We start from the raw sequence: 18,265 nt of genomic DNA, 5'->3' as shown, positions 1-18,265 counted from the left end.
GGCTCTCGTCCCGCTCTCGTCCCGCTGTCGTCCGGCTGTCGCGTCGTGCGGCGCCGGGTGACAGGCCCCGCAGGGGAACCGAGCCTGTCAACGGCGCGTGACAGACTCGGATCTTCCTGATTTCCAGGCCGTTACGTCACACCTCGGCGTAGCTGAGCTGCGGCTTCGCGTCGCCGTCGGCCCGGCTGCCGCCCCGCTCGTCCGCGGCGGCGGCCGGGCGGCGAAGGTATACCGCCCAGGTGACCAGGATGCACACCGCGTACACGGCGAGGAACGCGAGGAAGGCGGCGGTGCCGGAGGCGGTGGTCATGAAGGACTGCCGGAACGCCAGGTTGATGCCCACGCCGCCGAGCGCGCCGACCGCGCCGATCAGGCCCATGGAGGCGCCGGAGAGCCGCCGGCCGTAGGCGTCCGCCGCCTCGCCGCGCAGTCCGCGGGCCAGCGCCTTGCGGTGGAAGATGCCCGGGATCATCTTGAACGTCGACCCGTTGCCGAGGCCCGTGAGCACGAACAGCACCACGAAGGCGCAGGTGAACGGGGTGAGGGAGCCCGCCCGGCCGGCCAGGACGAGCACCACGGTGGCGACGGCCATGGCGACGAAGTTGTAGAGGGTGATCCGGGCTCCGCCGAACCGGTCGGCGAGCCGCCCGCCGACGGGGCGGATCAGCGAGCCGAGCAGCGGCCCGATGAAGGTGACGCCGGCCGCCTCCAGCGGGGTCCGGCCGAACTGGGTCTGCAGCACCATGCCGAAGGCGAAGCTGTAGCCGATGAACGAGCCGAAGGTGCCGATGTAGAGGACGGCCATGATCCAGGTGTGGCGGTCCTTGGCCGCGTCGACGGCCGCGCCGGTGTCGTTGCGCACGGAGGCGATGTTGTCCATGTACGCCCAGGAGAGGGCGGCGGCGACCACGATCAGCGGGATGTAGACGCCCAGCAGCAGCCGGGGGCCGCCGCCCGCGCCGATGACGGCGAGCGCGACGAGCTGGATCACCGGCACCCCGATGTTCCCGCCGCCCGCGTTGAGGCCGAGCGCCCAGCCCTTCTTGCGGAGCGGGAAGAAGGCGTTGATGTTGGTCATGCTGGAGGCGAAGTTGCCGCCGCCGACGCCGGCCAGCAGGCCGACCAGCAGGAAGGTGGTGAACGAGGTCCCCGGCTCCATCACCCAGAACGCGGCGACGGTCGGCACCAGCAGCAGGCTCGCGGAGATCACCGTCCAGTTTCGTCCGCCGAAGACCGCCACGGCGAAGGTGTACGGCACCCGGACGACGGCGCCGACCAGGGTGACCATCGAGGTCAGCAGGAACTTGTCCGCGGGGGTCAGGCCGTACTCCGGGCCCATGAAGAGGACCAGCACGGACCAGAGCGTCCACACCGAGAACCCGATGTGCTCGGAGAGCACGGAGAAGAAGAGGTTCCGGCGGGCGACCTTCTCGCCCTTCTCCCTCCAGAACGTCTCGTCCTCCGGGTCCCAGTGCTCGATCCAGCGGCCGGACCTCTTGCTCTCGACGGGAACGGGGGCTGTGCTCATGACGCCTCCACGGTGGGTCACCGACTGACGGCCCCGACGCTAGGGAGCGTGCGTTTCCGTGCCGGGTGCGGGCCGGTGACCACGGTGGAACGTTGCTCTCACCCGCGGGCGACCCGGGCTGAGAGGTCCCGGCGGGCCCGCGGGGGCGCGGGGGCGCGGGGGCCCACCGCCCCGGGAGCTCACCGCCGCGTGGGCCACATCCGCACGCGGCGGCCCGCCGCGAGGTCCTCGAGCGGGCCGAGCACGAGGACCACCGGTGCGAGCATCGGCCACAGCAGCAGGAACGCGGCCGGCTGCGTCGCCGTGCCGCCGACGCCGGCCGCCGCCAGCACCGGGAACGTCAGCGCGATCAGCAGGTTGTGCCACAGGTAGACCGTCACCGCCCGGTTGTTGGCCAGGGTGACCAGGCCGTCCCACCGCCGCCACCGCCCGGGCAGCTCCCGCCAGGCCGGCGCGTACACCAGCAGCACCGCGACGAACCCGAACGACCACAGCGCCTGGGCCGGCGGGACGTCGTCGAGGTTCCACCGCTGCTCCCCCTGGTGCGCGGAGGCCCACCACAGGGCGAGCCCCATCAGCGCGGTGGCGCAGGACACGGACACGTACCGCGGCAGCCGCGCCGTCGCGCCGTCCTGGTGGGCGAACCCCAGCAGCCAGCAACTCCCGTACCCGCAGAAGTCCTTGACCACCTCGCCGGTCTCCCCCGGCACCATCACCAGCCCCGTGCCGAACACCCCGGTGAGGGCGAGCGGCGCGAGCAGGGTGGGCCAGGGCGCCCGCCGGTACAGCCGCAGCAGCAGCGGCGAGGCCACCACGAACCACAGGTACGCCCGCAGGTACCACAGGGGGCCGGCCCCGTCCGCCGCCCAGGTGGTCTCCAGCACCCCGGACGGGAATCCGGAACTCTCCGGGTACGGCGGTGCCCCCACCGGCAGCAGGTAGGTGAGCACCGCGGCGGCGCCCCCCGCGCCCTGCGGCCGCCAGTCGAAGCCGAGGAACAGCAGCCCCAGCATCACCGCGGAGAACGCCCACAGCGGTGGCAGCAGGCGCCGCAGCCGGGAGCCGATCACCGTGCGGGGAGTGCCGCCCGGCCGGCCCAGGGACCTGGCGGTCAGCGAACCGGCCAGCGCGAACATCACGCCCATGGACGGGAACAGCACCGTCAGCCAGGCCCAGCCGAAGACGTGGAAGACGGTCACCCTCAGCAGGGCGAGGGCCCTCAGCAGGTCCAGGTACCGGTCGCGGCCCTCCGCCGCGGGCGCGCCGTCGCCCGCCGCGGCGACCGGCGTCGCGCTCGTCGTCCCCGCGCTCACGCGGCGGCCCCCCGGGCGCTGCTGCCGGTGGCGGGCGCGGCGCCTGCCGTGGGCGCGGCGCCGACCGCTCCGGTGCGCCGGAGCTTCTGCCAGCGCAGGCGGCCCCCGGTCAGCGCGGTGATCCACGACTGGAGGAGCACCACGTACATCAGCTGCCGGTAGAGGATCTGCTGCAGCGGCAGCGAGATCAGGTGCCGCAGGGGCTCCTTGTCGAGGCGGAACGCGTAGGCGGCGCAGACCGCCTGGACGGCCAGCACGCCCAGCCAGGCGCCGACCGTGGCGCCCGTCGGCCCGAAGACCAGGCCGTAGACGAGGAACACGTCGAACAGCGGGGCCAGCAGCGGGGCGAGGACCATGAAGAGGGAGACCAGCGGCAGCCCGACCCGTCCGAACCGGCCGGAGGAGCCCTTGTCGAGCAACGCGCCGCGGTGCTTCCAGATGGCCTGCATCGTGCCGTAGGACCACCGGTAGCGCTGCGACCACAGCTGCTGGACCGACTCGGGGGCCTCGGTCCACGCCCGCGCGTCCTCCGCGTAGACGACCCGCCAGCCGTCGCGGTGGACCGCCATGGTGATGTCGGTGTCCTCGGCGAGGGTGTCCTCGCTCATCCCGCCGACCCGCTCCAGCGCGGTCCGCCGGAACGCCCCGACGGCGCCGGGGATGGTGGGCATGCAGCGCAGCACGTCGTACATCCGGCGGTCCAGGTTGAACCCCATCACGTACTCGATGTGCTGCCACGCCCCGATCAGCGAGTCGCGGTTGCCGACCTTGGCGTTGCCGGCCACCGCCCCGACGCCGGGGTCGGCGAACGGCTGCACCAGTTCCCGCACGGTGGCGGGCTCGAAGACGGTGTCGCCGTCCATCATCACGATGATGTCGTGGCCGGCGTGCGCGATGCCCCGGTTGAGCGCGGCGGGCTTGCCGGCGTTCGCCTGGCGCACCACCCGCACGCCGGGCAGGCCCATCGCCTCCACGATGTCCGCGGTGCCGTCGGTGGAGCCGTCGTCGACGACGACCACCTCGATCGGGTGCTCGCCGCGCATCAGCGAACGGACCGTGTTCTCGATGCACTTGGCCTCGTTGTAGGCCGGGACCAGCACGGTCACGGGTTCGGTCACCGGGCGCTCGCCCCACCGCCCCTCGCGGCGGCGCGTCCGGCGGACGTGGAACGCGGACAGCGCCAGCATCAGCGCGAACCGTCCGATGACCAGCGCGCCGACCACCACCAGGCCCGCCACCAGCACCGTGGTGACCGACTGGGACGCCTGCACCAGCCACACCCACGCCCTGCCCTTCCACAACTCGGCGCCGGAGACGGGGGTGTGGGCGCTCGGCCAGTCCAGGGCCTCGGTGAGGTTCTGGAAGGCGTAGCCCCGCTCCTTGAGCTCGGGGAGCATCCGGTCGAGGGCGGCCACGGTCTGGCTGCGGTCGCCGCCGGAGTCGTGCATCAGGACGACCGCCCCGGCCCCGTGCTGCGGGGTCGCCCGCCGGACGATCTCGTCGACTCCGGGGCGCTTCCAGTCCTGGCTGTCGGTGTTGTTGAGGACGGTGAGGTAGCCGCGGTCGCCGAGGTGGCGCGTCACCGGCCAGCCGGCGTTGTCCATGGCGTCGGCGAACGACGAGTACGGCGGCCGGAACAGCGAGGTGCGGATGCCCGCGGCGCCGGCCAGGGCGGTCTGGTTCTGGGACAGCTCCCAGTCGATGCGCTCCGGCGACTGGAGGGACAGGTCGGGGTGGTTGAAGGTGTGCAGCCCGATCTCGTGCCCCTCCTCCACGATGCGTTCGACCAGGCCGGGGTGGCGGGAGGCCATGGTGCCGGTGACGAAGAAGACGGCGTGGGCGTCGTGCTTGCCGAGCACGTCGAGGACCTTCGGCGTCCACTCCGGGTCGGGGCCGTCGTCGAAGGTGAGGACCAGGCGCCGGTCGGGCACGGTGTGCGTCTCGACGCGGCCGCCGCGGGTGTCGACGACCGGGCCGCCGGAGAGGATCTCCTCCGGCACCTCGTCGGTGGCCGCGGGTGGGCCGACCCGGTGGTCGGCGAGGATCTCGCTGTTCACGTAGCCGCGGAGCATCAGCATCGCCGACAGCGCGACGAGGATCAGCGAGGGCAGCAGGTAGCGCAGCGGGAGCCGACGGGGTCTGACGGTGCCGGCGCGGGGGCCGGGGGGTGTCGCCATGGCTGGGTGAGGCTTTCTCTCCGACGAGTGCGGTCTGGTTCCACGCGGCGCACAGCGCCACAACGGCTCCCCTACGCGCGGCCCGACACGGCACCGGGCCCGACGCTTCCCCGCGCGGGCGTCGCCCTACCCACCGCCCTGCGGGGCGGCTGGGCCTCCCGGTGCGCCGCGCGGGCGGGGTGCCTCCTTACCGCACCCGCCGTTCTGCGGGCGGCTGGGCCGCCCAGGGGGCGATGGGGGCCCCTGGGCGAGCGGCACGATCGCCCGCGGGGGGGGGTGGCGTCCGTTTCCCGTTCGGGGCGGCCCGCGCGGGGCGAGGACCGGTTCGGCGTATGGGGTGGTCGTGCGGGGGCGTGGGTCAGGGGGCGGCGGCGACCGTGGTGGTGTCCGCGGGAGCGGTTTCCGTGGGGTCCGGCCCCGGCGGCACACTCACCGACGGCGACGGCTCCGCTGCCGGGGAGGAAGAACCCGGCTCCGGCCGCCCCCCGGGATCCGGATCCGGCACCGCACTCGGCGTGGCCGGACCGGGCTCGGGCCCCGGACCCGGCGCCGGATCCGTCTCCCCCGGCTTCTCCCGCCCGTCCCCCGCCGCGTCCCGCCGGTCCCCCGCCCTCGCGGAGCTGCCGCCCCCGGACGGCGCGGCCGCCCCCGCGGACGGGGCGGCCTCCGCCCCCGGCATCCGCGCGGGCGCCCCGGACGGCCCCGCGCGGTCCGCCGGGACCTGCCCGGTGACCGCGCCGTCCGCGTCCCGCCCCTGCTCCTGCTGCCGCCCCGGCACCGGCATCCACGGCGCGTGGGAGTTCCCCGAGAGCAGCGTCGCCAGGATCACCACGGCGTACACCGCGCAGGCCACGCCGACGCCGATGCCGATCCGCCGGTACCGCCGGCTCCGGCGGCCGGACTCGTCGACGAAGACGGGGCCGTCCGCCCCCTCCCCGTGCGCCGCCACCGGGCCCACCGGCACGGCGGCGGCCTCGAGTCGCTCCTCGACCTCCCGGCCCACACCGTCGAGCTGCACCGTGACCTCGTTCGGGTCATGGCTGTGGCCGGCCTTGTCCGCGGTCTCCCACGGCCGGGCCGACAACGCCGAGCCGCCGGCCCGGATGTCCTCACGTCGATTCCTGAGTTGCACGCACTTCCCCCCAACGGGGCAGCGGGCCGGGCGGACGTCCCCGGGCGCGTCATGCGACCGGGCCGGAATTGGACCCCCTCCGGACCCGCGCCCCTCTATCACACTGCTCCCGAACCAGGAGATTACTGACACCACCGCGGGTACTCCGGCCACTCGAACGGCGTTCGGTGTCCGAAAACCACCCCTCGAAAGGAGCAGCATTCAGCCGTCTCGATCGGCATACGACAGCAACTGTCACGGTCGGTCGAGCACCACCACGATCACGGTGCGTGAGGAGAACTTCACCCCACCTCCAGCCGCGGCGGCGACCGGACGCGACCGGCGTTCGAACCGCGCCATCCGGCCGGAACTCGTCTGTGGAAAAGCACCCCGTTCCCGTCCCGGCCGTCACCCGCACCAGCGAAGGGGGAGGACGTCGCGCCTGCCGCCCCCTCACCCGTTGAGGTGAGGACAGGCGCCGGCCAGGCCGTCAGTCCGTGGTGCCGTCAGGCCGTCAACGCACGGACGACGGTGTCGGCGAACACCCGGGCGAGCGGCGGCAGCGCGTCCCAGCGCCGTACCGCCCAGCCGACCTGCAGCGGCGGCAGTTCGGGGATCGGCACCAGCCGCAGCGGCCCGCCCGCGCCCTGGGCCCGCAGCCCCGGCAGCTCGGGGATCACCGCGTGGCCGAGGCCGAGTTCGGCGAGGAGCAGCGCGGTGTCCCAGTCGGCGACGCTGGTGCCCGGCCCGGCCCGCAGGCCGGATCCGGCGAAGGCGACGTCGAGCTGCCCGCCGGACGTCGAGTTGGGCGGGAGCCGCACCAGGCGGAGGTCGGCGAGGTCGGCGACGCGGACGCTCTCCCGGCCGGCCAGCGGGTCGTCCTCGCGGACCGCCAGCACCCACGGGAGGTCGACCGCCGGACGCTGCTCGATGCCGCGGACGGGTTCGCCGATGGTGATCCACGCGAGGTCGAGGTTGCTGGAGAGCAGCGCGTCGAAGCAGCGGCGGCTGGAGGTCTCGGTCTGGAACTCCAGGCTCACGCGGGGGTAGCGGCGGCGGAAGTCCACGATCGCCTCGGCCATGAAGTGCCGCACGGTGGTGCCGCCGGTGGTCACCCGCACCGCGCCGCTCTCGCCGTCGACCAGGTCGCCGAGGCGGCGCAGGGCGAGGTCCAGCCCGGCCAGTCCGTCGGAGACCGCGTCCCACAGGATGCGTCCGGCCACGGTCGGCACCACGCCGCGCGGCTGGCGTTCCAGCAGGCTGACGCGGGTCTCCTTCTCCAGCCGCTTCACGTGCTGGCTCACCGCGGACTGGGTGCAGCCCAGCTCACGGGCCACGGCGCTGAGCGAACCCGCCCGGCAGACGGCCACGAACACCCGCAGGTCGTCGAGAGTCACGCCGCACACGCTAACAACACCCAAGCAGATGCTGGGACTTGGGAAGCAAACCCAAGGATTGACCTGCCTTCCTTCCAGGCCCCACGATCGTCCGGAAGGGCAGCCCCGGGCGGCAACCCGCGCACCTCCTTGGCACCCGACCGGTTCACGACGACCGGCGGGCAGCCTCACGCGCGCGGGTGCCGACCCGTCCCTCCGCCGAAAGGACACGTTGCCGTGCCCGCTCCCCCGCCGGCGGCCGACCGGGCCGTCGTACTGTTACGCCGCCTCGGCGCCGACGCGATCGCCCATCCGGGCGGCACGCTCCTCCAGCACCTGGTGCGCGTCCGCGCGCTGCTGGCGCTCTGGGAGGCGCGGCCCGCGCTGCAACTGGCGGGCCTGTGCCACGCCGCCTACGGCACCGAGGCGTTCAGCCCGGCCGTGCTGGGACTGGCCCGGAGGGCCGAACTGGCGCTGGTGATCGGCCCGGAGGCGGAGGCGCTGGTGCACCTCTACGCGCTGTGCGACCGGGCGGCGACGTACCCCGGCCTCACCCACCCCTCCGGCCGCTACGTGGAGCGCTTCACCGGCCGGACCCGCTCGCTCACCCTGGACCAGCGCCGTGACCTGGCGGAGCTGACCGCGGCCGACGAGCTGGACATCGCCCGGGTGGATCCGCAGTTCCGCGCCCGTCAGGGGCCTCGGCTGATGGCCCTGCTGGTGCGGTTGCGTCCGCTGCTCTCCTCCGCCGCCTGGCAGACCGCGGACGCCGTCCTGACCGGCCGCCACGACGCGGACCCGGCCGGCCCGGCCTCGCCCGCCGCCTAGCGGCACCCCGACCGCGCCCGGCCGGGCGGCGAACCCGACCCCCGCCCGGCCGGTGCGCTCTCCACCGGCCGGGTCCGCGTCGCGGCGACCCGGACGATGCTCTCGCTGACGAAGTCCACGAACCGCGCGATGTTCTCCAGCCGCCCGCCGGCCGGGGTGTCGGGGCCGAGGACGCCGACCTCCTTGCGCGCGGCGTCGCCCAGCGCCGCGGTTCCCCGGGCGCCGGCCGGCATCGACTGGTACCAGACGTCCTCGTCGGCGAAGTAGCGCTCACGGCGGCGCTCGTCGCGCTCGCGCCGCAGCAGGCCCTTGCCTCCAGGTAGGCGACGGCCTTGGACACGGACGCCGGGCTGACCTGGAGGCGGCGGGCCAGATCGGCCGCCGAGAGGCTGCCCTCGTCCGTCGTGTAGAGGCAGGCCGCGACCCGGGCCATCATCTTCGGCAGGCCCGCCCGCATCAGGACGTCGGTGAACATCTCCTCGAACTCGCGCACCGCCCGGCCGTCCCGCCCGTCGACCTCCCGCGGCGGCGCCGCGTCCCGCTGCACGGCCGGCCCGCGGCGCTGCGTGCGGCGCTCGGCGGCGCGATGGGCCAGGTCGGGACGGTAGGCGGTCGGGCCCCCGTTGCGCATCACCTCGCGGGTGACGGTCGAGGTCGGACGTTGCAGGCGCCGGGCGATCTCCGCGTAGGCGAGGCCGTCGGCCAGTCCCAGGGCAATCTGCTGACGTTCCTGCTGCGTGAGCCTGCCTCCCGGCATCGGGGGACTCCTTCGTGGTGCATGAGAGGTTGACCCACCAGCGTGCCGACGCTGAGCGGCGCGAACGGACGAAGGAGAGCTCCATGCACACGTTCGACACCCCCGCCCCCGTCTCGGCCGTCGTCGACATCCCCGCGGGCACCGTCCGGCTGATCGCCGCCGACCGCGCCGACAGCACGGTGCGGGTCCTCCCCGCGGACGCCGGCAGGAGCCGCGACGTGAAGGCCGCGGAGCAGGTCGAGGTCACCTTCGAGGGCGGCACCCTGCGGGTCGTGGCCCCCGAGCCCGAGAACCGGGGCCTCGGTCACTCCGGCGCCGTCAAGGTGACGGTCGAGCTGCCCGCTGGCTCGCGCGTCGACGCGAAGGCCGCCGTCGGCGAGGTCCGCGGCGTCGGACGGCTGGGCGACGTGGTCGTGGAGGCGGCCCAGGGCACGGTGAAGCTCGACGAGAGCGCCGACACCCGGGTGACCGTCTCCGCCGGCAACGTGATCGTCGGCCGGCTGACCGGCCCCGCCGACATCAGCACCCACCAGGGCACCATCCGGGTCTTCGAGGCCCACCGCGGCACCGTCACCCTGCGCACCGGGATGGGCTCCATCGAGATCGTCGCCGCCCCGGGCGTCTCCGCGACGCTCGACGCCGGCACCGACGCGGGCCGCGTCGAGAACGCGCTGCGGAACGCCGACGGCGCCGCGGCCGCCCTGAACATCCACGCCACCACCGGCTACGGCGACATCAGCGCCCGCGGGCTCTGAGCCTCGCGCCGACAACCACCACGAAGGGGACCCCTCACACGACCAGCCCGGCCATCACGGCACTCGGCCTGCGGAAGTCCTACGGCGACAGGACCGTCACCACGTCACCGCAGGGCGTCCGGGCGGCCATCGGCGTCACGGGCCAGTTCTCCGCCGTGGACGGCCTGATCACCGGCGAGGAGAACATGCTCCTCATGGCCGACCTGCACCACCTCCCCCGCACCTGGAGTGGCTGCCCGCCTTCGGCGTCTTGACCCTGTTCTCCCTGGCGCTCAGGGCGGCGCCCCCGGCACCTCGGCGGGGGCGCCGCCCTCTTCTCCGGAACCGCACGGGCAGTGCAGCGCACGGCACAGAACGCACGAAAGCCCCCGACCTGTACGGTCGAGGGCTTCGCTCATGGGGTTGGTGGAGATGGCGGGAATCGAACCCGCGTCCAACGGTGCAGAACCAGGGCTTCTCCGTGTGCAGTCCGCTTCGCTTTTCTCGGCCCCGGAGATCACGCGGACAAGTCTCCGACGGGCTCAGTCACTGTGTGATTTCCCTCTTCACCCCGTGACCGGGATCGAGGTTTAGTCCCCTAGCTGATGCCAGGATCCGGGTCGGGAACATCCCCGGGCTGACACTCCCTTAAGTAGAGAGCTGCGTCACGCTACCTGGATCAGGCAGCGAGAGCGAGCTGGCTCTGGGAGAGATCGCGCTTGGAATTGGCGATTATTTTTTTCGGCCTGTGGTTTACGAGATCATGGCCGCTTCCTCGACACGCTTCCCCTGCTTCGACAGCCGCTGTCGAAACCGATCATCCCCATGTTGTTTTTTCAATCATCGCCCCCCGCGTGGGGAGGCAAGTGCCATCGTACTGAGCAACGCCGCCGGACGCCACCTTGTTCCCCGCGACGCGGCGCCGCGAGGAGAGCGAGGTCAGGCCGGGGTCACGCCCGCTGCTTGCGGCGCACCGCCGAGATCGCCCGCTCCGTCTCGCGGCGGTCCTGCTTCTCCCGCAGCGTCTGGCGCTTGTCGTACTCCTTCTTGCCCTTCGCCAGCGCGATCTCGACCTTGGCCCGGCCGTCCTTGAAGTACAGGACGAGCGGAACGATGGTGTGCCCCGTCTCCTGCGACTTCGCGGCGAGCTTGTCGATCTCCTCCCGGTGCAGCAGCAGCTTCCGCTTGCGCCGCGCCGAGTGGTTGGTCCACGTGCCCTGGCTGTACTCCGGCACGTGCACGTTGTGCAGCCACGCCTCGCCGCCGTCGAGCTGGACGAAGCCGTCGACCAGGGACGCCCGCCCCTGGCGCAGCGACTTCACCTCCGTGCCGGTCAGGACCAGACCCGCCTCGTAGGTGTCGATGATGAGGTAGTCGTGCCGCGCCTTCTTGTTCTGCGCGATGAGCTTGCGCCCTTTTTCCTTGGCCATAGTGCCGACCATTTTGGCACTAGGAGGGGCCCCCGAGGCCAGTCAATACCTTCTCGGCCCGCTGCTCGGCGTTCTCCTCGGCCACCAGGTCGGGCGTGATGCCCTTGCCGTCGACGCTCCGGCCGGAGGGCGTGCGGTAGTGGCCGACGGTGAGCTCGGCCACCGAGCCGCCGGGCAGCTCGGTCGGCATCTGCACCGCGCCCTTGCCGAAGGTGCGGGAGCCGACGACCACCGCGCGGCCGCGGTCCTGCAGCGCCCCGGTGACCAGTTCCGCCGCGCTCATGGTGCCGGAGTCGACCAGCACCACCAGCGGCCGTACGGTGCTGCCGCCCGGCTCGGCGTGCAGCGCGCGCTGCTCGCCCCGCAGGTCGTAGGTGGCGACCAGGCCGCCGTCGAGGAAGGCGGAGGCCGCCTCGACGGCCTCGGTGACCAGGCCGCCGGAGTTGCCCCGCAGGTCGAGCAGTATCCCGCCGCCCGGCTCCCCGGAGGCGGCGGCGCGGACCTTGTCGCCGGCGCCCTTGGTGAAGGCGCTGACCTTGATCAGGGTGGCCCCGCCGGCGGTCCGGCGGACGGTCACCGGGTCGGTGGAGAGGAGGGCCCGGCGCAGCGTCTCGGTCCAGCGGCGCCCGTCGCGCTCCAGGCCGACGCGCACGGTGCTGCCGGCGGGCGCCGGCTCCGCCCCGGGCGTGGCGCCGCGCAGCCGGGCGAGGACCTCGGTGACGGGCACGCCCTCGGTGGGCTCCCCGTCGACGCTCAGCACGACGTCCCCGGCCGTCAGCCCGGCCTCGGCGGCGGGCGATCCGCTCCGTACCCGGGTGAGGGTGACGTCGCCCTCCCGCCGGGCCGCCCAGACGCCGACGCCGGTGTAGCGGCCGTCCAGCGCCTCCTCGAACTCCTGGTACTCCCCCGGCGTGTAGACGACGCCCCAGCGGTCGCCGCTGCGGCTGACGGCGCGCTCGGCGGCCTCCTCGGGGGACTTGCCGTCGATCAGCGCCTCGGCCGCGGCCTCGCGGGCCGCCACCGCGGCGTCGTCCGCGGCCCCGCCGCGCTCGCCGGACAGGGGCGCCTGCGTCCCGCCGTGCCCCTCGGGGAAGGCTCCGCCGGCGGCGGACGCCACCAGGACACCGGCGAGGGCCAACGACGTCAGGGCCGCCCCGCGACGAATCGGGCGGGTGGTGCGGGTCTGACAGAACGGGTCGGGGCCTGACATGAGGGGGAGTCTAGGACAACGCAAGAGGGCCGCAGGGGTAGTTGCCCCGGCGGCCCTCTTGGGATGCGTCACACCTTCAGGTACTTGCGCAGGGCGAAGAACGCGGCCAGCGCGGGCATCAGGAAGCTGATCGCGAGGATCAGCGGCAGCTTCGTCAGGAGGGCGTCCCAGCCGACGAAGTTGATCAGCGTGAGCCGCTCGGAGAGCGCCATGCCGCTGTCGATGGTGAAGAACCGGCCCAGCACCAGGAAGACGCAGGCGAGCGCGCCGCCGATCAGGCCGGCGACCGCGGCCTCCATGATGAACGGCGCCTGGATGTAGAAGCCGGAGGCGCCCACCAGGCGCATGATCCCGGTCTCCCGCCGACGGCTGAACGCCGAGACGCGGACCGTGTTGACGATCAGCAGCATGGCGACCACCAGCATGACCGCCATCAGCAGCAGCGCCGCCGAGGAGAGCATGCCGAGCAGGGAGAAGAGGTTGTCCAGGATGCCCTTCTGGTCCTGCACCGACTGGACGCCCTCACGGCCGTCGAAGGCGGTCGCGATCACCTCGTACTTCTCCGGGTCCGACAGCTTGATGCGGTAGGACTCCTGCATCTGGTCCGGGGTGAGGGTGGCCGCCAGCGGCGAGTCGCCGAACTGCTCCTTGTAGTGCTTGTACGCCTGGTCCTGCGTCTCGTGCACCACGTCGTCGACGATCTGCATGTCCTTGAGGTCGGCCTCGATCTGCTGCTTCTGGTCGGCCGTGACGGCCCCCTTGGCGCAGTTCGGGTCCGACTCGGCGTCGCTCTTGTTGCAGAGGAAGATCGAGACGTTGACCTTGTCGTACCAGTAGCCCTTCATGGCGCTCACCTGGTCGCGCAGCAGGATGGCGCCGCCGAGGAGGGTGAGGGAGAGGGCGACGGACACGACGACCGCGAAGGTCATCGTGAGGTTGCGGCGGAGACCCACACGGATCTCCGACATGACGAACTGAAGCCGCATGGCTCTTGTCAGGCCTTTCCGTGGACGGGGATCAGTGCTGGTATCCGTAGACGCCGCGCGCCTGGTCGCGGACGAGGCGGCCCTTCTCCAGCTCGATGACGCGCTTGCGCATCTGGTCCACGATGTTCTGGTCGTGCGTCGCCATCACCACGGTGGTGCCCGTCCGGTTGATCCGGTCGAGCAGCTTCATGATGCCGACGGAGGTCTGCGGGTCGAGGTTGCCGGTGGGCTCGTCGCAGATGAGCAGCTTGGGCCGGTTGACGAAGGCCCGGGCGATCGCCACCCGCTGCTGCTCACCGCCGGACAGCTCGCCCGGCATGCGGTCCTCCTTGCCGCCCAGACCGACCAGGTCGAGCACCTGGGGGACGGACTTGCGGATCTCGCCGCGGGACTTGCCGATCACCTCCTGTGCGAAGGCGACGTTCTCGCCCACCGTCTTGTTCGGCAGGAGACGGAAGTCCTGGAACACGTTCCCCAGCTGGCGGCGCATCTGGGGCACCTTCCAGTTGGAGAGGCGTGCGAGGTCCTTGCCCAGCACGTGGACCTGTCCCTGGGTGGCCCTCTCCTCGCGGAGGATCAGCCTCAGGAAGGTGGACTTTCCGGAGCCTGAGGAGCCCACCAGGAACACGAACTCGCCGCGCTCGACCTCGAGGGTGATGTCCCTCAGGGCGGGGCGGTTCTGCTTGGGGTAGACCTTGGTGACGTTGTCGAATCGGATCACGGAAACACCACGAGTCGCCGGGGGTAGATGTGCGTGACCATACGCGAATGCGGGTACTGGCCGCAGTCGCCGAACCTGGTTGCGCGCTCCTTGCCCCTTTTGTCGTCGCTTTGAGGGCAGTTTGTGGAAGCGATGAGGGGGTAACGGGGCGACCGCCTCGCGCCGGACCTGGCACAGTGGAAGAGGGAACAGCATCGTTCCCGTGAACGTTGGGCAAGGCGGAAGCGGCGCGAGGAGGGCGGGCGCATGACCTATGACCGATTGGTGTGCGCGAACTGCGCCGCGCCGGTCGCCGAGGGGCGCTGCCCTGTCTGCCGCGCGAACCGCGAGCGGATGCAGCAGCCGTTCGGCGGGCTGACGCCGGCGGCCCTGGTGGCGCTCCTGCTGGTGCTGGCCACGGCGGCGGCGCTGCTGGTGCGCTGAGGGCGCCGGCCGAGGGCGCCCGGGGCGCGGGGCCGCGTGTAGGCGGCCCGCCCGGCGGGAACCGGGACCGAGGGAGCGATTCCCTGGAGCGGACGACAAGGGGCGGGGCGGGACGGCTGGTGCCGTCCCGCCCCGCCCTTCGTCATGCGGTCGCCGTCCGTCAGGCGGCGGCGCCGCCGCGGCCCTCCATCAGGCGCGGGAGGACGCGGAAGCCGATGCCGCCGGCGATCATCGTCGCGGCGCCGAGCAGCAGGAACGTGGTCTCCGCCGCACCGGTCTCGGCGAGCTCGTCGCCGCCGCCCTGCGGGCTGGTGGAGTCCGAGCCGGTGTCGACGAGGTTGCCGTCACCGCCCTGGGGCGCCTGGCCACCGTCGGGGCCGAGGCCGCCGTCGCCGCCACCGTTGCCACCGCCACCGTTGCCGTTGCCGCCGTCGCCGCCGCCGTTGCCGCCACCGGCGTTGCCGCCGCCGTTGCCACCGTTGCCGTTGCCGCCGTTGCCGTTGCCCTCGGAGGAGCCGGCCGAGTCGTCGCCGCCGATGGCGCCCTCGGAGGTGCCCGCGGAGTCGTCACCGCCGATCGCGCCCTCGGAGGTGCCCGCGGAGTCGTCGCCCCCGATCGCGCCCTCGGAGGTGCCCGCGGAGTCGTCACCGCCGATCGCGCCCTCGGAGGTGCCCTCGATGGTCTCGCCGCCGATCGCGCCCTCGACCAGGCCACCGACGAGGCCGTCGGTGCTGCCTTCGCTGCCGCCCTCGGTGCCGCCGTCCGACGTGCCGCCGTCGGTCTCCGCGGTGCTGATCTCGGAGGCCCCGGAGCCGTCGAAGGCCGAAGCCACACCCGCGGCCGTCAGGGACGCACCGGCCGCTATCACCGCACCCGCGGCGATCCGCGCGATGCGAACCCGTGTTCTCTTGGTCATGTGATTGCTACCCCCAGTAGCTGTCGTCAGGGAGGCCGCGTGCCTGGGGGAGGTGATCGACGAGGGGCGCCGTGCGACTGGCCCCCCGGTTCACATGCGCCCCAGTCATACGCATGCCGGATCCAACCCTTCCGACAAACCAAGTCATCGTCAAGTTGCTTCACGTCACGTGCACAAAACGACAACTGCCGCCCCAAAGGCGGCAGTTGTTCGAAAACCCGGGATGACCGGCGGTTACTTCTCCTGCTGCTTGCGCCAGCGGATGCCCGCCTCGAGGAACCCGTCGATCTCACCGTCCAGGACGGCCTGCGGGTTGCCGACCTCGAACTCCGTCCGGAGGTCCTTGACCATCTGGTACGGGTGGAGGACGTAGGACCGCATCTGGTTGCCCCAGCTGTTGCCGCCGTCGCCCTTGAGGGCGTCCATCTTGGCCTGCTCCTCCTGGCGGCGCCGCTCGAGCAGCTTGGCCTGGAGGACGTTCATCGCCGTCGCCTTGTTCTGGATCTGCGACCGCTCGTTCTGGCAGGACACCACGATGCCGGTGGGGATGTGGGTCAGGCGGACCGCGGAGTCGGTCGTGTTGACGCCCTGGCCGCCGGGGCCGGAGGAGCGGTACACGTCGACGCGGAGCTCGGACTCGTCGATCTCGATGTGGTCGGTCTGCTCGACGACCGGCAGGATCTCGACGCCCGCGAAGGAGGTCTGGCGGCGGCCCTGGTTGTCGAAGGGCGAGATGCGCACCAGGCGGTGCGTGCCCTGCTCGACGGAGAGGGTGCCGTAGGCGTACGGGGCCTGGACGACGAAGGTGGTCGACTTGATGCCGGCCTCCTCCGCGTACGAGGTCTCGTAGACCTCGGTCTTGTACCCGTGGCGCTCGGCCCAGCGCAGGTACATGCGCTGGAGCTGCTCGGCGAAGTCCGCGGCGTCGACACCGCCGGCCTCGGCGCGGATGTTGACCAGCGCCTCGCGGGAGTCGTACTCGCCGGACAGGAGGGTACGGACCTCCATCTCGTCGAGCGCCTTCTTCACCGCGACGAGCTCGGCCTCGGCCTCGGCCTTGGTGTCCGGGTCGTCCTCCTCCTCGGCCATCTCGAAGAGGACGGCGAGGTCGTCGATGCGGCCGCGGAGCGCCTCCGCCTTGCGCACCTCCGCCTGGAGGTGCGACAGCTTGCTGGTGATCTTCTGCGCCTCCTCCGGGTTGTCCCAGAGGGAGGGCGCTGCCGCCTGCTCCTCGAGCACGGCGATGTCTGCCCTCATCCTGTCGAGGTCCAGGACGGCCTCGATCGACTCCATGGTCGAGGAGAGGGACTTCAGCTCTTCGGATACGTCGACGACTGCCACGCCCTCCAGCGTAACGGCTCGCCCACCCGGCCAGGGCCACGCCCCTTCCCCCGGGCGTCAGGCCCCGCCCGTGCCGTCCGCCCCGCGGAGGGGCGGCGGAGGGGCGGCGAGGGTCAGCGGGGGGCGGCCGGGGACGGGAGGAGAGGGGCGGGGGCGGCCTCGGGGGCGGCGAACCACCAGGCGGTCGCGGCGGCGGCCGCGGCGACCGCGAGCCCCACCGCCGTGAGGGCCCGCCGCCGCGCCGCCGCCGGCCGGTTCCGCGCCGACCCGGGCCGCCGCGCGCCCGCGGCCCGCGGCGCCCGCGCCGTCCCCAGCGCGCCCCCGGCCAGCTCGTCCGGCTCCGGCACCCGCATCGAGGTGTGGGTGTCCCGGTTCGGGTCCGGCCGTGACCCGCGGACCAGCGGCACCACGCCCCGCCGCGCGGAGGCGGGCGCGGGCGGCACCGGGTCGGCCGGGCCGTCGGCCCCGTCGGCGCCGTCCGGCTCCTCCTCCGGCGCGACGTCCTCGACGTCCAGCGCCGGCATCCCGGCCAGCAGCGGCAGCACCTCCCGCAGCCGCCCGGCCAGTTCGGCGGCGCGCAGCCGCGAGGCCGGCGCCTTGGACAGGCACTGCACGATCAGCCGCCACAGCTCCTCGGGGATCCCCGGCAGCGGCACCACCGTCTCCGTGACGTGCCGCCGCAGCACCGCGCCCGGGTGGCCGCCTCCGAACGGCGTGAATCCGGCGAGCAGTTCGTACAGCATCGTCGCCAGCGCGTAGATGTCGACCGCGGCCCGCGGCGGCAGCCCCTCGACGATCTCGGGGGCGAGGTAGTCCGGCGTGCCGATGATCTTCGTGGCCCGGCTCCGCCGCGGCGCGTCGATCAGCTTGGCGACGCCGAAGTCGGTCAGCAGCGCCGGGTGGGCGTTGCCGGGTCCCAGCGGGCCGTCCATGTCGAGCAGCACGTTCTCGGGCTTGACGTCCCGGTGGACGACGCCCGCCGCGTGCGCCGCGGCCAGCGCGTCGGCGACGTCCGCGACCACGGCGACCGCGGCCTCCGGCGCGAGGCGGCGCTCCCGCTCGAGGCGGGTGCGCAGGTCGGTGCCGCGCACCAGGTCCATCACCAGCGCGAGGTCGTTGCCGTCGACGACGAGGTCGCGGACCGAGACGATCCGGGGGTGCTCCAGTCCGAGCAGCGCGGTCCGCTCGCCGACGAACCGGCCGACCAGCTCCTCGTCCGAGGACAGGTCCTCGCGCAGGAGCTTGATCGCCACGGGCCCCTCGGGCCCCTCACCGAGCCACACCGTGCCGGCGCTGCCCCGTCCGAGGATCTGGTGGGCGGTGTACCGGCTGCCGATCTTCCGTGCCAAGAGAGCTCCTGTGAACGCGTGTTGGCCCCAACCTACGCGCCCCGGGGGCCCTCCCTCACGGCAGC

General features: G+C 73.0%; 15 protein-coding genes, 1 other RNA gene and 2 pseudogenes. 4 read left to right on the top strand and 14 right to left on the bottom strand.

Annotation, left to right across the window (positions count from 1 at the left end; translation table 11 throughout):
• Window positions 1-136: 136 nt before the first annotated feature.
• From ABZ836_RS07680 to ABZ836_RS07660, 5 genes are all read right to left on the bottom strand, one after another.
• On the bottom strand, window positions 137-1,528 hold the full coding sequence (locus ABZ836_RS07680; protein WP_356134199.1) for a nitrate/nitrite transporter: 1,392 nt from the start codon (window positions 1,526-1,528) through the stop codon (window positions 137-139).
• 179 nt (window positions 1,529-1,707) lie between these two features.
• Complete coding sequence (locus tag ABZ836_RS07675; protein WP_361140408.1) at window positions 1,708-2,841, bottom strand: acyltransferase; 1,134 nt, start codon at window positions 2,839-2,841, stop codon at window positions 1,708-1,710.
• Window positions 2,838-5,018, bottom strand: coding sequence for a glycosyltransferase (locus ABZ836_RS07670; RefSeq protein WP_361140405.1), 2,181 nt, complete (start codon window positions 5,016-5,018; stop codon window positions 2,838-2,840). Before ABZ836_RS07670 ends, ABZ836_RS07675 begins: the two co-directional genes overlap by 4 nt.
• A 358-nt stretch (window positions 5,019-5,376) precedes the next feature.
• On the bottom strand, window positions 5,377-6,150 hold the full coding sequence (locus ABZ836_RS07665; RefSeq protein ID WP_361140402.1) for a hypothetical protein: 774 nt from the start codon (window positions 6,148-6,150) through the stop codon (window positions 5,377-5,379).
• A 485-nt stretch (window positions 6,151-6,635) separates the two neighbouring features.
• Window positions 6,636-7,526, bottom strand: a complete 891-nt coding sequence (locus ABZ836_RS07660) for a LysR family transcriptional regulator (RefSeq protein WP_356134193.1) — start codon at window positions 7,524-7,526, stop codon at window positions 6,636-6,638.
• 216 nt (window positions 7,527-7,742) lie between these two features.
• Between ABZ836_RS07660 and ABZ836_RS07655 the strand changes: the two genes are divergently transcribed.
• Complete coding sequence (locus tag ABZ836_RS07655; RefSeq protein WP_361140399.1) at window positions 7,743-8,333, top strand: DUF6817 domain-containing protein; 591 nt, start codon at window positions 7,743-7,745, stop codon at window positions 8,331-8,333.
• Here the strand turns inward: ABZ836_RS07655 and ABZ836_RS07650 are convergent.
• Window positions 8,330-9,090, bottom strand: a pseudogene (locus ABZ836_RS07650) (helix-turn-helix domain-containing protein). The gene ABZ836_RS07655 and the pseudogene ABZ836_RS07650 sit on opposite strands and share 4 nt — an antisense overlap.
• An 83-nt stretch (window positions 9,091-9,173) precedes the next feature.
• Here ABZ836_RS07650 and ABZ836_RS07645 point away from each other — a divergent pair.
• Both ABZ836_RS07645 and ABZ836_RS07640 read left to right on the top strand, forming a co-directional pair.
• Entirely contained in the window at window positions 9,174-9,845 is a 672-nt protein-coding gene (locus ABZ836_RS07645; RefSeq protein WP_361140396.1) for a DUF4097 family beta strand repeat-containing protein, read from the top strand.
• Window positions 9,842-10,066, top strand: a pseudogene (locus ABZ836_RS07640) (ABC transporter); the annotation flags it as partial. The gene ABZ836_RS07645 and the pseudogene ABZ836_RS07640, both read left to right, overlap by 4 nt.
• Before the next feature lie 182 nt (window positions 10,067-10,248).
• On the opposite strand, the gene ssrA reads toward ABZ836_RS07640, so the two are convergent.
• The 5 genes from ssrA to ftsE form a co-directional block, all read right to left on the bottom strand.
• Window positions 10,249-10,649: a transfer-messenger RNA gene (ssrA, locus tag ABZ836_RS07635) on the bottom strand.
• A gap of 125 nt (window positions 10,650-10,774) precedes the next feature.
• Window positions 10,775-11,254 (bottom strand): SsrA-binding protein SmpB, encoded by a 480-nt coding sequence (smpB, locus tag ABZ836_RS07630; protein ID WP_356134187.1) that lies wholly within the window; start codon window positions 11,252-11,254, stop codon window positions 10,775-10,777.
• A 19-nt stretch (window positions 11,255-11,273) separates the two neighbouring features.
• Window positions 11,274-12,464 carry a S41 family peptidase gene (locus ABZ836_RS07625; protein ID WP_356134185.1) on the bottom strand — a complete coding sequence of 397 codons (1,191 nt, stop codon included), beginning with the start codon at window positions 12,462-12,464 and terminating at the stop codon, window positions 11,274-11,276.
• Window positions 12,465-12,532: 68 nt separating this feature from the next.
• Window positions 12,533-13,450: a permease-like cell division protein FtsX gene (gene ftsX / locus ABZ836_RS07620; RefSeq protein WP_356134183.1), complete on the bottom strand. Its 918-nt coding sequence runs from the start codon at window positions 13,448-13,450 to the stop codon at window positions 12,533-12,535.
• 31 nt (window positions 13,451-13,481) lie between these two features.
• Entirely contained in the window at window positions 13,482-14,171 is a 690-nt protein-coding gene (gene ftsE / locus ABZ836_RS07615; protein ID WP_108955109.1) for a cell division ATP-binding protein FtsE, read from the bottom strand.
• Window positions 14,172-14,417: 246 nt separating this feature from the next.
• Between ftsE and ABZ836_RS07610 the strand changes: the two genes are divergently transcribed.
• Window positions 14,418-14,594 (top strand): hypothetical protein, encoded by a 177-nt coding sequence (locus tag ABZ836_RS07610; RefSeq protein ID WP_356134181.1) that lies wholly within the window; start codon window positions 14,418-14,420, stop codon window positions 14,592-14,594.
• Window positions 14,595-14,754: 160 nt separating this feature from the next.
• On the opposite strand, the gene ABZ836_RS07605 is transcribed toward ABZ836_RS07610, so the two are convergent.
• The 3 genes from ABZ836_RS07605 to ABZ836_RS07595 form a co-directional block, all read right to left on the bottom strand.
• Window positions 14,755-15,510 (bottom strand): hypothetical protein, encoded by a 756-nt coding sequence (locus ABZ836_RS07605; RefSeq protein WP_361140390.1) that lies wholly within the window; start codon window positions 15,508-15,510, stop codon window positions 14,755-14,757.
• Between the two features lie 234 nt (window positions 15,511-15,744).
• Window positions 15,745-16,851 carry a peptide chain release factor 2 gene (gene prfB, locus ABZ836_RS07600; protein WP_356134177.1) on the bottom strand — a complete coding sequence of 369 codons (1,107 nt, stop codon included), beginning with the start codon at window positions 16,849-16,851 and terminating at the stop codon, window positions 15,745-15,747.
• Between the two features lie 113 nt (window positions 16,852-16,964).
• On the bottom strand, window positions 16,965-18,200 hold the full coding sequence (locus tag ABZ836_RS07595) for a serine/threonine-protein kinase (protein ID WP_356134175.1): 1,236 nt from the start codon (window positions 18,198-18,200) through the stop codon (window positions 16,965-16,967).
• Window positions 18,201-18,265: the final 65 nt, after the last annotated feature.

The organism is Streptomyces sp. NPDC047130 (assembly GCF_040643475.1).
In the GTDB taxonomy this organism is placed as follows: domain Bacteria; phylum Actinomycetota; class Actinomycetes; order Streptomycetales; family Streptomycetaceae; genus Streptomyces.
The sequence above is the reverse complement of the archived record's forward strand: the minus strand, read 5'-3'. Positions and strand labels throughout refer to the sequence as shown.